Annotated in this window: 14 protein-coding genes; 11 read left to right on the top strand and 3 right to left on the bottom strand. The window is 56.5% G+C overall.

From position 1 onward, the window contains the following. Positions 1-969 carry a cupin domain-containing protein gene (locus C7440_RS14300; protein ID WP_243410924.1) on the bottom strand — a complete coding sequence of 323 codons (969 nt, stop codon included), beginning with the start codon at positions 967-969 and terminating at the stop codon, positions 1-3. A 145-nt stretch (positions 970-1114) separates the two neighbouring features. After that, positions 1115-2119 (bottom strand): LysR family transcriptional regulator, encoded by a 1005-nt coding sequence (locus C7440_RS14295; protein WP_083851208.1) that lies wholly within the window; start codon positions 2117-2119, stop codon positions 1115-1117. 313 nt (positions 2120-2432) lie between these two features. Here C7440_RS14295 and C7440_RS14290 point away from each other — a divergent pair, with 313 nt between their 5' ends. From C7440_RS14290 to C7440_RS14250, 9 genes are all read left to right on the top strand, one after another. After that, positions 2433-3080, top strand: a complete 648-nt coding sequence (locus tag C7440_RS14290; protein WP_116519009.1) for a VOC family protein — start codon at positions 2433-2435, stop codon at positions 3078-3080. A gap of 54 nt (positions 3081-3134) precedes the next feature. Next, positions 3135-3569 (top strand): nuclear transport factor 2 family protein, encoded by a 435-nt coding sequence (locus C7440_RS14285; protein ID WP_017523322.1) that lies wholly within the window; start codon positions 3135-3137, stop codon positions 3567-3569. A gap of 8 nt (positions 3570-3577) precedes the next feature. Further along, the gene (locus C7440_RS14280) at positions 3578-4426 is read left to right on the top strand and encodes a fumarylacetoacetate hydrolase family protein (RefSeq protein WP_026067706.1); all 849 of its coding nucleotides are present in this window, start codon (positions 3578-3580) and stop codon (positions 4424-4426) included. A gap of 58 nt (positions 4427-4484) precedes the next feature. Beyond that, entirely contained in the window at positions 4485-5678 is a 1194-nt protein-coding gene (locus tag C7440_RS14275) for an ABC transporter substrate-binding protein (protein WP_040548351.1), read from the top strand. 54 nt (positions 5679-5732) lie between these two features. Then, positions 5733-6611, top strand: a complete 879-nt coding sequence (locus tag C7440_RS14270; RefSeq protein ID WP_040548354.1) for a branched-chain amino acid ABC transporter permease — start codon at positions 5733-5735, stop codon at positions 6609-6611. Continuing rightward, the gene (locus tag C7440_RS14265) at positions 6608-7585 is read left to right on the top strand and encodes a branched-chain amino acid ABC transporter permease (RefSeq protein WP_116519008.1); all 978 of its coding nucleotides are present in this window, start codon (positions 6608-6610) and stop codon (positions 7583-7585) included. Before C7440_RS14270 ends, C7440_RS14265 begins: the two co-directional genes overlap by 4 nt. A 41-nt stretch (positions 7586-7626) precedes the next feature. Further along, positions 7627-8376 carry an ABC transporter ATP-binding protein gene (locus C7440_RS14260; protein ID WP_165832610.1) on the top strand — a complete coding sequence of 250 codons (750 nt, stop codon included), beginning with the start codon at positions 7627-7629 and terminating at the stop codon, positions 8374-8376. Beyond that, entirely contained in the window at positions 8369-9067 is a 699-nt protein-coding gene (locus C7440_RS14255) for an ABC transporter ATP-binding protein (RefSeq protein WP_017523328.1), read from the top strand. Before C7440_RS14260 ends, C7440_RS14255 begins: the two co-directional genes overlap by 8 nt. 139 nt (positions 9068-9206) lie before the next feature. After that, positions 9207-9878, top strand: coding sequence for a PadR family transcriptional regulator (locus C7440_RS14250; RefSeq protein ID WP_116519007.1), 672 nt, complete (start codon positions 9207-9209; stop codon positions 9876-9878). A 22-nt stretch (positions 9879-9900) separates the two neighbouring features. On the opposite strand, the gene C7440_RS14245 is transcribed toward C7440_RS14250, so the two are convergent. Beyond that, entirely contained in the window at positions 9901-11514 is a 1614-nt protein-coding gene (locus C7440_RS14245; protein ID WP_116519006.1) for an FAD-dependent monooxygenase, read from the bottom strand. Between the two features lie 269 nt (positions 11515-11783). On the opposite strand from C7440_RS14245, the gene rraA reads away from it, so the two are divergent. Both rraA and C7440_RS14235 read left to right on the top strand, forming a co-directional pair. Then, a complete protein-coding gene (gene rraA, locus C7440_RS14240; protein WP_017523331.1) occupies positions 11784-12275 on the top strand; it encodes a ribonuclease E activity regulator RraA in 492 nt (163 codons plus the stop codon). Positions 12276-12387: 112 nt separating this feature from the next. Next, positions 12388-13299: an LD-carboxypeptidase gene (locus C7440_RS14235; protein ID WP_017523332.1), complete on the top strand. Its 912-nt coding sequence runs from the start codon at positions 12388-12390 to the stop codon at positions 13297-13299. Positions 13300-13432: the final 133 nt, after the last annotated feature.

The following is a 13432-nucleotide window of genomic DNA, read 5'->3' as shown; positions in this document are numbered from 1 at the left end:
CTATTCCATTTCTTCAAAGCGGTAATAGCGTGTCCAGCGCATGAGATTTTCATCGCTCAGCACGCAAACGATGGCATCGTCAGATACTTGATGAGATATGCGTGTCCAGCCTGGGGCCGTGAATGTGTCGCCAAACTCCCAGTCGAAAGCCTGATTGCCGACAAGGGAGCGCCCGGACCCCCGCATTACGATGTAAACGGTATTGGCGGTATGACGGAAAGGGCGGTTGTGCCAGCCCTTGGGCCATTGACTGACCTTGATGGCAAGCGTCGGCATGGTGGGGGCCGGAAGTTCGATTGTGGCGCCAAAATGGCTACGGCAGTCGGGGCTTGCCGCGGCCAGCCGATCACGGATATGGGTCCATGTGAAGCGCATCGGCGATTCCTGGGCATGGGCGGTGACGGTCTCCCACCGTTCTGGATGGGGTTCGTAGAACATGGGCTCGAGCAAATGGGTCAATGGCACATCCAGCCCGTCGACCCAGAATGCCTGCTCCTGGCCCTCATGCCCGTGTCCGTGCCAGCATCCGCCTGGTGTAAGCACGATGTCGCCGCTTTCCATGGGGTGCTTCTCGCCGTTGACGATCGAGTATCCGCCTTTTGATTCCAGCAAGATCCGCATGGCGTGTGGCGCATGCCGATGGGACATTGCTTTTTCGCCGGGAAGTATCGTCTGATAAGCGCAGATGATGGTGCGCAAGGTTGAAATATCATTGCCCGGAACGGGGTTGCGCATGATGAAGTTGCGGCGCTCCGCCTGCTCTGTACCAAGCAGCCGAGCCGCTTCGACCATATGCTTGCGGGCCACCCGGTATGACCAATGCGCAGGAACCAGTTCGGAACGCATTTCCTTCCAGACCAGGGGTTTTTCCCGCTTCAGCCAGCCGGGGGTCAGATTGGCTTCAGACAGCTTCTGTTCAAGTTGCGGCAGCGTCCCCGCGCTGAGTTCTCTAATCATTCCTTGGGTCATGGCTTGTCGTCCGCATGGTGAGTGGGCTGATCATGGTTTCTTCGTCCTTGCCGGCGCCGCGGACACGCGGCGGGTTCGTGATTTAAAGACGAGAACAAGATAGCAATCCGACCCGCGGCGGGCTATGCGCGGAATGAAAAGCCGGTTATTCGATTTTTCTTATCCGATGCATGCCTGGCTCGGCAAGCCGTTCTCCTGGCCGGGGGTTTTCCGGCCACGCCGCCCTGAATTGATTGAAGGCTTCGTAGATCGATCTTCTGAGCCATTTGTGCCCTTCGTCGTGCTGCACGCGTCCGTGCCAATGTTGGCCGATATCGTAGACAGGGTCCTCGAAAGGCAGTCGGAAGATAGCCAGGTTCTGAGTCTTGCATAAAGCCTGGGCCATTCGATAAGGAACGGTTGCCAGCAAGTCCGTCGCGGAGATGACTTCGCCCAGCCCAAAGGGCGTGGGCACCGACATGGCGACTTTGAGCAATATGCGATTTTGTTCGACGAGCTTCTTGAAAACGGGAGTCGAACTGATGCTTTCTTCTATGACCACGTGCCTGGCCGCCTCGTAGTGGTTTCTGGTCAGGAGTTCAAGCTTCGTGTTGCCCGACGCGATGCAGACAAAACGGTCCTGGAAAAGAGACTGGTTGTAAAGGCCGCTTCTTCTGGGAGGCATGAAGCCGAAAGCCAGGTCTACGTCTTCGGACTCAAGGGCTTCAGGCGTGCTCATGGTGATGTTTTGCACTCGCAAGGTAATGCCGGGCGCGCTTGATTCCAGAATACCCGCGATGGTCGGAAGCACCACGATTTTCCCTGCGTCGGCCAAGGCCAGGGTAAAAGGGCGTTCGGCCGTGGCAGGGTCGAATACGGGGGTGCGTGTTTCCGCATCCTCGAGAATCCGCAAAGCGTCTTCAATCGAAGGGGCAAGAAGATCCGCTCGATCAGTCGGCCGCATTGTTTGGCCGGTACGTACGAATAGGGGGTCGTTGTAGTGGGCACGCAAGCGCGACAATGCAACGCTGATGCTGGGTTGCATGGTGCCCAGCAATTCCGCGGTCTTGGAAACACTGCGCAGCTTGTACATCGCCAGAAAAATGCGCAAGTGGCGCAGTTCTATCGAGGGCCGCGGGTCGGGGCTTTCGTGAGTTGAAAGTAATGTCATTCGATAAACCTTATAACTCGTCTTGCGTTTGATTTATAGCCGGAATGACAGGCCGTGCCTAGAATCGATTGGCGAGCAAAAGGAGCCCCAATGTGAGGATAGCGCGAAGGCGTGGGCGCAAAAACGTAAAGCAAGATATATCGCCATTTTGCCTCCAATATTTATGTCAATTAGTCCATATTAAAGTATTTACATATAAATTTGTTGACATATGATTTTAGCGAGCTTATAGTTCGCCGAAATGAACTGTATTTGCCTTTTGCATTGACAGGTCTTCTCTGGCGAGCAAAGGGATAAAGAAGGGAGAGAGACCATGTCCAACGCAGTGGCGGCCGCCGATCTGGCGGCATTGCATGAAAAGACGGCGGGTTTGCCCGAGATCCGCATCTCGGAAGTCGTGCTTCAAACCGCTCAATTCGAGCGCATGACCCAGTGGTACGAGGCTGTCCTGGGTAATTCCTGGAGCGTGATAAATACGCCAAAAGATATTTCCGTAACGCAACGGGCGACAGCCAACGGCAACAAGCAAGTGCGTGCAAGCGATGTGCGTTCCAGCTTCATGTTCATCGACAGAAGCCTTCCGTATGGTCAACTTTTCGCCATATTCGAAATCCCCTTCGTGGGGGCTTCGCCCACTACGGATCCGGGCCTGAACCACATGCAATTCAAGCATGTGGACATTCCCGCACTCATCGAACGCGTCAAGCTGCTTGAAGAGCACGAGATCGTCCCGCACCGTTGTTCGAACCATGGCCCCATCACCAGCTTCTATTTCTACGATCCTGACAAAAATATCGTCGAGTTGTGCAGCAACAATTTCCAGACCCAAGAGGCTTTCCTCGGGTATTTCCAGTCCGAGGCCTACCGCAGCAATCCGTCCGGAATCGAGCTGGACTACAAAGAGTTCATTGCTCGTTTCGATAGCGGTGCGCCCATAGAAGAATTGGTCCGGATTCCCTAGGCGAAAGCCGATGGGGTCGCTTGAATCAATGTTTTATCGACTCGAAGGATATTTATGCCCCAGCACCTGAATTCCCGGCACGACGCAGCGCTAAGGGAGTGCGAGAGCATCGCTTTGCAGTTCATGGCGCACTTCGACGCGCGAAACTATGAAGAAGCGGCAAAGCTGTTTGCGCCCGATGGCATCTGGCACCGCGCTGACATCTCGATTCGCGGCAGAGAAGATTTCCTGAAGCACATGGGCGCACGGCCGCCCGGCATTTTTGTGCGCCACGTCATCACCAATTTGCTCGCGCGGCGCACAGACCAGGAAACGATCCGGGTCGACTCGTACGTAACCGTGTATCGCCACGATTTCGCAGGCGACCCAGTCCTTCCCGCAACCCTGCATTCCCCGGATGTGGTGGGCCGTTACACCGATGTTTTCAGGCAGGTCGGCGGAAATTGGCTGCTACAGGAAAAATCGGTTTCCATTGACTTCAAACGATGAGGGATAGCATGCGATTGGCAAATGTATTGCGTGGAAAGACGGGGACTTTCGGCGTCGTGACGGACGGTGGCTTTATTGATCTGGGTCCCCTCCTGGGACACGTTTGTTCAGACATCATTGGCTTGTTCGAACACAATCTAATAGACGAGGCGCGTGAACTTGCAAAAAGCTCAAGCGCTGCTTGCCGCGTGGACGAGATCGCCTTCAGGACGCCCAATGACCGTAGTGACGCCAGGATATTCGCCTTGGGCTGGGCTTACGCCGAACACCAGGCGGAAACGGGCAAAGAGCCTCCCAAGTTCCCCAATATGTTCATTCGAACACCGAGCTCCCTGGTGGCGCACGGTCAGGCGGTGATCAAGCCCATGGTATCGGACACTTTTGATTACGAAGGCGAGATTGCTTTGGTGGTGGGCAAGGGGGGGCGGCATATTCCCATCGAGGAGGCCGAAGCTCATATAGGCGGGTATTCGATACTCATGGACGGGTCGGTTCGCGAGTGGCAAAAGCACAGCATCACGGCAGGCAAGAACTTTGATAAAAGCGGTGCGTTCGGCCCTTGGGTCGTGCCGACGGCCGATGTGCCCGAGCCGGCTCGCCTTGCCCTTGCCACGCGTTTAAACGGCGAGCAGATGCAGCAGGCGCCGTTTGGCGACATGGTCTGGAATCCCGCGCATCTGGTTCATTACATATCCACTTTTTGCGAATTAAGGCCAGGAGACGTGATTTCCACCGGCACTCCAGGAGGAGTGGGGCACAAGCGTAATCCGCAAAGGTTCATGCAGGCAGGAGACACGATCGAGGTGGAAGTCGAAGGCCTGGGTGTTTTGCGCAACGTCGTAGCACAAGAAACATAAACATGTATCGACGGGTGCCTGGACACCCGAAAAAATCAAAATAAACAGGAGACAGAAAATGAAGACAGGGATCAAGTCTTTAGTATTGGCGTTGGCGACGACTGCTGTGCTGGCGCCGGTCGGCGAGGCAAGCGCCGACGAAATCACCGTCGGGATCATTGTCCCGATGTCCGGTCCTATCGCCTATTGGGGTACCCAGTTCCAGCAGGCGGCGCAGCTATATGCTGATCAGCATGGCAACAAAGCGGGGGAACATACTGTCAAGCTGGTTTTCCGCGATGATGGTGGACTGAACCCGGCGCGCTCGCGACAGATGGCTCAAGAGCTTGTCGTGCGAGAAAAAGCCAGCTATCTGGCTGGGCTGGCGGTGACCCCGACGGCGCTCGCCGCCGCCGAGGTTGCCGACAAGGCCAAGGTTCCCATTGTGATTTTCAATGCGGGTACGGCTGACATCACCAGAAGGTCGCCGTATATGCTTCGGGCGGGGTTCTCGCAGTGGTCTGTTTCCGTGCCGCTGGCCGAGTGGGCGGCGAAACAGGGCGATTGTAAAAGGGCCACGCTTGCCGTAGCCGATTATGCGCCGGGGCTTGATAGCCTCGAGGCCTATCGCAAAACGCTTACGCAGGCTGGAACCGAAATCGCGACCGAGATCCGTATTCCATTGGCGACAACGGACTATTCCTCGTATATGCAGCGAATCAAGGATTCCGCCCCCCAGTGCCTGCTCATGTTTCAGCCGGTCGGCCCCCAAGCGGTGGGCTTTGTGAAGGCGCTTGAAAGCAGCGGGCTGTCAAGCTCGGGCATCAAGGTGCTGGGCATCGCGGAGACCCAAGAGGTCGATCTCCCGGTCTTCGGCGACTCGGCAATCGGCATCATTACTTCCAGCATATATTCGCCCAACAACGATACGCCCGAAAATCAGAAGTTCGTCGCGGGTCTCAAGGAAAAATTCGGCCCGAAGGCCTATTCGGACATGGCGTCAGTCGAAGCCTACGATGCGATGCACATGATCTTTGAAATGATCAAGCGTACAGACGGGAAGGGAAGCGGCGCCGAGTCGATAGACTCCATTCGCGGCATGAAATGGGTTAGCCCCCGAGGCCCGGTGTCTGTCGATCCAGACACGCGCGACTTGATCCAGAACGTTTACATCCGACGCGTTGAAAAAATGGCTGACGGCAGCTATGTCAATCAGACGTTCTTTACTGTTCCCGACGTGAAGGATCCATGGAAGGAACAAAACCCCGAGTAACTTTTTAGCTGATGTTGCTTTCGACGAATATCTAAAACTGCACGGGGTTGCTTGATGGGCTTCAAGTTATTTCAAACGATATTCGCGTTGCTGTTCAACGGGATAGCGTATGGGATGATACTTTTTATCATCTCTGCGGGGCTTTCTGTCACGATGGGCACAATGCGGGTCGTCAATCTGGCGCATTGCGGCTTTGCCATGGTCGGGGGCTATATCGCTTATGCGCTTATGGATAGGCTGGGCCTTTCATTCTCTCTGGCGATTCCAGCGGCGTTCGTCCTGACATGTTTGTTGGGTGCGGTGCTGGAATACCTTCTGTATCGCGGCATTTACCGCCAGACCGAACTGAAGCAGGTCATCATGACGCTGGGGCTTGCCCTGGTCATGATTGCGTCTGTGAATCTGCTGTTCGGCGCCAGTGTATACAACCTGAATGTGCCTAGCACGCTAAGCGGCAATGTCGAGGTATTTGGCGTCGGCTTGTCCGTTTATCGGATATTTCTGATCCTGGTGTCGTCCATCGTCGGCCTTTTGATCTGGTATTTCGTCGAGCGTACCTATTTGGGCAAAAAGCTTAAGGCGGCAGTGGACAATCCGGGCATGGCGAGGTGTGTCGGCATCAATGTCGATGTGCTGTTTTCCGGAATGTTTGCGGTCGGGTGCGGCCTGGCCGCGTTGGGCGGCGCGCTGGGGGCCGAGCTGATGCCGCTGCAGCCTTTCTATGCTCTCAAGTATCTGGTCATCGCGGTAATCGTCGTCTCGATAGGCGGGCTCGGCAGCATCAAAGGAACCTTGCTGGCGGCCCTGGCGCTGGGAGTAGTGGATACATTCGGTACCTACTTCTTCTCCGACATCGGCGCTTTCCTGATCTATTTCATCATGATCCTGGTTCTCTTCATCAGGCCGCAGGGGCTATTTGGGAGGCGTGCATGAACACATCCGTTCTGCCCGGCGACAGCTTCAATCAGCATCACTGGAGCATCTGGGACGCGTTGCCGTGGGTATTGGGCTTGGCGGTCTTTTACCTTTTCGACGGCTACCTGGCATTGGGAACGATCGTAATAATCATGATCATCGCCTGCATGTCCTTGAATCTGGTTCTTGGATATGGCGGTGTCGAAACCCTGGGGCATGCGGCATTTTTCGGCATTGGCGCATATGTCGCGGGGTTATGGGCAATCCATGTTACGCCCGAACCCATTACAGGTTTGTTCGCAGCGGCTGCCGTAAGTGCTCTATTCGGCTTGTTGTCGGGTTATTTTTTGATGCGCATGCGTAGCCTGACGTTATTGATGCTTACCTTGGCGGTAGGCATGGCCGTATACGAATTCGCCAACAAGTGGTCGTCGGTAACAGGTGGGGACGACGGACTGTCGGGAATTTCGGTTGCGCCTCTTTTCGGGGTGTTCGAGTTCGATCTGGTCGGTCGAACAGGCTACCTATACGCCCTAGGCGTGCTTTTTATAGTGTTTTTATTGTTCCGGGCTGTCGTCTGCTCGCCGTTCGGCCTCGCCCTGCGAGGCGTGCGCGAGAATATCTGGCGCATGAAGCTGATCGGCTCGCCCGTCACGCTGCGGCTGGTTACCGCATACACGCTTGCCGGCGCCATCGCCGGCCTGGGTGGTGCCTTATACGCGCAAACCATTCAGGTCGTGGGACTTGATTCCCTTTCCTTTGAGCTTTCCGGAAATTTGCTGATCATGGTGGTGCTCGGAGGTGTCGGCCGTTTGTATGGTCCCTTCGTGGGGGCGATTATTTTCTTGCTGGTGCAAGACCGAGCGGCCGCCTTCAGCCCACAGCACTGGATGTTTGCGATAGGGATTGTATTGATCCTCAGCGTCAAGCTCTCGGAGAACACGCTCATTCAGAAGGCCGGTCATGGGCTTAAAAAATGGACGATGTGGTAAAGGGCGATGTGCGGTTGCTATCCGAATCTCAAGGGACATACATGACTATTCCGTTGCAGACAGTGGGCCTGACGAAGAACTATGGTGGCTTATGCGTTACAGACGCTGTGGATTTTTCTCTGGAACCTGGAGCCCGCCATGCTCTGATTGGGCCAAATGGGGCCGGCAAAACCACCTTTGTGAATCTGATTACGGGTGTGATTCCACCGACAAGTGGCGAGATCCGCTCGTTCGGACGAGACATCACGAACATGGCTCCACGCCAGCGCGTAAAGCACGGGATCGCGCGCACATTCCAGATCAATAGCCTGTTTCCGCAATTGACGACGGCCGAGAACGTTGCCCTTGCCATTACCGAAAGAACAGGCGCGGCCAGCCGTATGTTTAGCCGAGTTGAACGAGACGCCGAGCTCGAGCGTGAAACCGTCACGCTGCTCGAAGATCTGTCCATACTCGACATGGCGAACAAAAGAATCGCAGGCCTGGCCTATGGCCAGCGCCGGATGGTGGAAATCGCGATTGCGTTGGCGGTAAAACCGCAGATATTGTTGCTTGACGAGCCGGCAGCGGGTGTCCCCACAAATGAAAGCAGGGCGATTATCGAGTTGTTGGAACGTTTGCCAAGCCATATCTCCATACTGCTTATCGAACACGACATGGACTTGGTGTTTCGATTTGCCAATAAGATCACGGTTCTGGTCGAGGGGCACGTCTTGCTCGAAGGCGATTGCGCGCAGATCAGAAGCGACGCGAGGGTGAAAGAAATTTATTTGGGGCGGCGCCATGGGTGAGCATCTGGTTCTTGAAGGTGTCTATGCCGGTTACGGAGACACGACAATACTCGAGGACGTCTCGCTGGCCTTGCCTAAAGGCAGTGTCTGGGCCTTGTTGGGACGTAACGGAGCGGGTAAGAGCACCTTGCTCTCCACCATTCTTGGCCGGACGACCTTCAAGGCCGGGCGCATCGCATACGAGGACACCGATGTGTCGCGTCTGCCTATCCACTTGCGGGCCCGTATGGGCATGGGCCTGGTGCCTCAAGAGCGGGAAATCTTTCATTCGCTCAGTGTGGAAGACAACCTGCAAGTCTGTGCCAGGCCGGGCGAGTGGAATATCGAGGCCGTGTACGAGCTTTTTCCCAGATTGGCCCAGCGCCGGGAAAACCTGGGTAGCCGTCTTTCCGGCGGAGAGCAGCAAATGCTTGCATTTGGGCGCGCCCTGATCGGAAACCCCAGGCTTCTGCTGCTTGACGAACCACTCGAAGGTCTTGCCCCGGCGGTGGCTGACGTCCTGCTTGACGCCATATTGAAACTGAAATCGCTGGGGCAGTTCACGATAGTACTGGTCGAGCAGCACGCCACGGTCGCGCTAGAGGTGACTGAGCGCGCTATTGTTTTAAATCGTGGACGGATCAGCTACCTGGGACAGAGCGCCGACCTTCTCGACGACGAAGAACTGCTGACCAGCCTGGTATCTTGCTGACGCCATTTTGTGCTTCGGGTGGATGTGATCTTTATTCCGTCCATAAAAGTACAATAGCGCTGTGCATATGCCATTCATGCCTCGCTGAGAGACATTCGATTCTCGCCGGCGGCGCCCACACCAGATCGGAAGAGTCGTAATGCGAAGCAAATTGAATAAACGCACAGCCCTGGAAGCAGCCGAGGCAAAAAAAACGGGGCAGAAGATACCTGTGATTGGTTATGCATTGATGGGCAGGCTTGCTCAGGGCGACCAGACCGGGTACCAGCTTTCTTTAATCATGGGCCCACCGCGTAATTTCATATGGGAAGCCAAGCATAGCCAGATATATACGGTGCTAGGAACTTTGGCGCGCGCAGGCTATGTCACCTTCTCCCAGGTGATTCAAGACTCCAAGCCAAACAAAAAGGTTTATTCAATTACCGAACAGGGTAGGGCTGCGTTGCGGGAATGGGTCTTGCAGTCTCCGACGCCCGAGCCTCATCGGCACGAGTTCGCCATGAAGGTGGTGTCCATGTGGACGGTATCGCCTGAGGACGCGTTAAGGGTCATCCGTGACCAGATCGAGTTGACGAATACCGAAATCGGCATGATCGACGAGCACTACAACGAGGCTCAGCGGCGCTACAACACCACATTTCCCGTACCGGTTACCAGCCGTTATTTCGGCTTGTATGCCGCCATTAAACAGGCGCGCGATACAAAGCTGGCGGCCATAGAATGGTACGAATGGATAGCTGAGCAGCTTGTCGACACCTTGCAGGGCGAAGCTGACGCGGCTTTCGAGTCCGACGACTCGAAAGCGACTTAGCCGCGCCAAGTCCCATCAGCCGTTAGGTCGCGCCGCGCACCAGGTCGGCAAGCCGCAGGACGTCGTCCGGAACGGACAGGCCCCGCCAAGCTACGTGGCCGTCAGGCCTTACCAGTGCCAGCGGGTACTCATAGAGCTTTCCAATATTCTCGTTTTCGACCTGCAGAGTTGTAATGGGCACGGCTTTCTTCTTAAAACCCGCAATAAACGCATCGAGCGGTATAGAGGGGTCGAAGCAAACCAGTGTAAAGCCGTGTCCATAGCGGTCCAGGATGGAAACGCCGTCGGCGATCCAAGCATGAGGGGCGCGGCTGCCCGGCCAGGAAGACGGACGGAAATCTACGGGATGATCCGGTGGTTCGGGTGTGCCGTCGGGGCAGCAGATGGGCGAATCGCGATAGCGATACCCTAGCTGGATGCCCTGTGTATTGAATTCGCGCCGCCGCTTGTCGTTGATCAGCGATGCCATTGCCGCACGCGCCCAGACACCGGTTGCGGACGCGGCATCCAACTCGGGATCGGGTTGGATAAGCTGATCCAGGCTGTAATTGTTGGCCGCTTCGCATGTGTTGCGCAAGGCGATGGGCCTGCGTTCGGCTTCATAGCTTGCGAGCAGCTTGTCGCCGCCCCAGCCGTCCAGCAGGGCGGCGATTTTCCAGCCTAGATCCACGGCGTCGCCAATACCGGTGTTTGCACCGAACCCTCCTTTGGGCCATCTTAAGTGCACGGCGTCGCCGGCGAGCAATACCCGGTCCTGGCCATAGTGCTCGGCCACGACCATGTGGCCGGTCCATGGTTGGGCGCGAATGATGTCGACCTTGACATCCATGCCCAAGGACGCCAGAACCGTGGGCAGCGGATCAATCTGTTCGTGTTCCTGCACGTACATCGATAAACGCCAGAGCTCCTTGCCGTCGACCGTGGTCAGGTAAGGCCTGCGCGGAGTATTGACCGTATGCATCTGGAAGAACGGGGCGCCGTATCTCGCGACTATCTTGTCCAGAAGGTCGGGAGAGCGGAAGTAGGCGGCGAAATTGCGACCTTGGGCAAAGGAACCGGTGTATTTGATGCCCAGCTTGGTACGGGTCTGGCCGTGCCCGCCATCGCAGGCGACAAGATACTGCGTGCGAACCGAGCATTGTGCGCCGCTTTGCAAGTCGGTGATGACAGCCGTGACCCCCGCCTCGTCCTGTTCGAAACTGTCCATTCTGGTGAGATAGCGGATTTCGCCGCTCGATTTTTCCAGCGCGGCGTCGCGCAGTAGCGGGTCGAATATGCGCTTGGGACAGATAACCGGGCCTTCTGGAGAGATGGCGCTGCTGGCTGAGGGGATCGCTTCGTTAGTCAGGCCGGGAAACGCGGCCAGCAGTTGTCCGTCTATCGAGGTGAAGAATCCAATGTTAAGTGGATAGTTGCTGGGGAATTCATCAGGAAATCGAGCCCGATCCGCAATGCCCCAGCGGCGCAGGTGTTCCATGGTTCGTGAAAAGATCGCTTCGCCGGCGGGGAATACAACCTTGCCGTCCGTCGCCTCGACAAGAAGATAGCGAATGTCGCGGTAGCTCAATTCGTTGGCTAGCGCCAAACCCACCGGGCCGGCCCCAACAATCATGACTGGCACTTCTATAGAACGCATTTTGTCCTCTCTACCCAATAGTGATTCTTATGGTTGGCTAAGAACAGCTTGGGGGCGATTCTAATGTAATATTTGACCTATGTAAATAATTACATATGGAATTTAATGAATGGTCTATAAACTCTGGAAAAGGTTCGTGGCCATATGGAAATTTGAATAGCCTGTTTGACCGTGGCGATATGGCACCTAACCGCGGGCAAGGGTAGGATTCGCAACGCTGTGCGTAGCTATATTTGTTTATTGATGCATTCAAGAGAAGAAGGAACCCCATGTTGAATACCGCAGATTTATTCGACGCTTTCCCCGACGAGTTATCGGTGTGCGAGTTGCAGTTCCGCAGCTTTGGAAAGCGGCGCGCGTTTTCAGGGCCGTGCGCTACGGTGTTGGCCAACGAGGATCACCGCCCTGTGCTTAAAATGCTGTCGAATCCCGGCAAGGGTCGTGTATTGGTGGTAGACGCCGGGGGTTCGATGCGAGTTGGTGTTCTGGGCGACCGCCTGGCGTCCATTGCAGTGGCCAACAACTGGGCGGGTATCGTGATCCACGGAGTCATTCGCGACAGCCAAGGCATTGAAGCACTCGACATCGGGGTGAAGAGCCTGGGAACGACGGCCAGGCGTAGCGGAGCAGAGCGGGGCGGACTCGAGGACGAAACCCTGCAATTCGGCGGTGTGCGGTTTACGCCCGGAGACTGGGTTTACGCGGATGAGGATGCCGTCGTGAGGTGCGCTCGCGAGCTCGAGCCGGTGGCCCCGGAATAAACATTCAAGTAAACGGGGGCCTCTCGAAGAGGGTGACGGCGATGGTGGGGCTGTGGGGCGCCGGAGCGTCGACTATACTTTGCCGCATTCCAAACACATACCTGACTTGACCATGGCACATGCGCACCATGCTCCCCCTAAGGGCATTTACCTGATTTCCCCCTCCGGCGCGGTCGCCGACCCGGCCGCTGTGGAACTGGCGCGCGAGCGCCTTGCCGACCTGGGCTTCAAGACTGCCCTCGATCGCACTGCGCTGGCGGTGCATCAGCGGTTCGCCGGCACCGATGCGCAACGGCTCGCCGCCATAACGCGCGCGCTCAAGCAGAAGCATCCGGTCGTGATGGCGACGCGGGGCGGCTATGGCCTCAGCCGCCTCTTGCATCGCATCGACTGGAATGCGGTGGCGGAAAGCGGCAAGCTCTTCATCGGGCAAAGCGACTTCACGGTGTTCAACCTGGCGCTGCTTGCCCGCACCGGGGCGGAAAGCCTGGCCGGGCCCACGGCGGTGTTCGACTTCGGCGCCGCCAAGATGGACGATGTGACCGCCGCCTTGTTCACGGAAACGCTGCGCGGCGAGCTGGAGATCCTGAGCTTCGAGTCTGCGGATTCCGACCCGGTCGATGCGCGGGGCGTACTGTGGGGCGGTAACCTGGCCATGGTGGCCTCGCTGGTCGGCACGCCGTTCCTGCCCCGCCTGCGCGGCGGCATTCTGTTCCTGGAAGACATCAACGAGCATCCCTTCCGCATCGAGCGCATGCTGTCGCAACTGCTGCATGCGGGAGTGCTGGCAAAGCAGAAGGCCATCGTGCTGGGGCGCTTCACGGAGTATCGCCTGGGCAAGAGCGACAATGGCTTCGACCTTGATTCGGTGGTGGCCTGGCTGCGGCAGAACGTGAAGGTGCCTGTTGTAACTGGCCTGCCGTATGGGCACGTGAAGGTCAAGGCAACATTGCCCGTCGGCCGCCGGGTAGGTATTGCCACCGAAGGCGGCATGGCTTATTTGCTGCTGCACGAGCACGACTGACACCGAAAGCACGTCTTGGCCCGCCTTGAAGCGGGCCATTTTTTTGTGTGCTGCCGCACATGAAATAAAGACAAGAAGATAAATATTTTGTATCAATATGACATAGAATACGCCATTACTCACACAGGCCGGG

Source organism: Pusillimonas noertemannii (assembly GCF_003096595.1).
Taxonomy (GTDB): Bacteria; Pseudomonadota; Gammaproteobacteria; order Burkholderiales; family Burkholderiaceae_B; genus Pusillimonas; species Pusillimonas noertemannii.
The sequence above is the reverse complement of the archived record's forward strand: the minus strand, read 5'-3'. Positions and strand labels throughout refer to the sequence as shown.

What these genes read in the sequence shown, in the direction of transcription:
- C7440_RS14290 (WP_116519009.1), top strand. Translation starts at nt 2,433, where the DNA reads ATGTCCAACGCAGTGGCGGCCGCCGATCTGGCGGCATTGCATGAAAAG.
- C7440_RS14235 (WP_017523332.1), top strand. Translation starts at nt 12,388, where the DNA reads ATGGCACATGCGCACCATGCTCCCCCTAAGGGCATTTACCTGATTTCC.
- C7440_RS14245 (WP_116519006.1), bottom strand. Translation starts at nt 11,514, where the DNA reads ATGCGTTCTATAGAAGTGCCAGTCATGATTGTTGGGGCCGGCCCGGTG.
- C7440_RS14295 (WP_083851208.1), bottom strand. Translation starts at nt 2,119, where the DNA reads ATGACATTACTTTCAACTCACGAAAGCCCCGACCCGCGGCCCTCGATA.
- C7440_RS14280 (WP_026067706.1), top strand. Translation starts at nt 3,578, where the DNA reads ATGCGATTGGCAAATGTATTGCGTGGAAAGACGGGGACTTTCGGCGTC.
- C7440_RS14265 (WP_116519008.1), top strand. Translation starts at nt 6,608, where the DNA reads ATGAACACATCCGTTCTGCCCGGCGACAGCTTCAATCAGCATCACTGG.
- C7440_RS14300 (WP_243410924.1), bottom strand. Translation starts at nt 969, where the DNA reads ATGACCCAAGGAATGATTAGAGAACTCAGCGCGGGGACGCTGCCGCAA.
- C7440_RS14270 (WP_040548354.1), top strand. Translation starts at nt 5,733, where the DNA reads ATGGGCTTCAAGTTATTTCAAACGATATTCGCGTTGCTGTTCAACGGG.
- C7440_RS14255 (WP_017523328.1), top strand. Translation starts at nt 8,369, where the DNA reads ATGGGTGAGCATCTGGTTCTTGAAGGTGTCTATGCCGGTTACGGAGAC.
- C7440_RS14285 (WP_017523322.1), top strand. Translation starts at nt 3,135, where the DNA reads ATGCCCCAGCACCTGAATTCCCGGCACGACGCAGCGCTAAGGGAGTGC.
- C7440_RS14275 (WP_040548351.1), top strand. Translation starts at nt 4,485, where the DNA reads ATGAAGACAGGGATCAAGTCTTTAGTATTGGCGTTGGCGACGACTGCT.
- rraA (WP_017523331.1), top strand. Translation starts at nt 11,784, where the DNA reads ATGTTGAATACCGCAGATTTATTCGACGCTTTCCCCGACGAGTTATCG.
- C7440_RS14260 (WP_165832610.1), top strand. Translation starts at nt 7,627, where the DNA reads ATGACTATTCCGTTGCAGACAGTGGGCCTGACGAAGAACTATGGTGGC.
- C7440_RS14250 (WP_116519007.1), top strand. Translation starts at nt 9,207, where the DNA reads ATGCGAAGCAAATTGAATAAACGCACAGCCCTGGAAGCAGCCGAGGCA.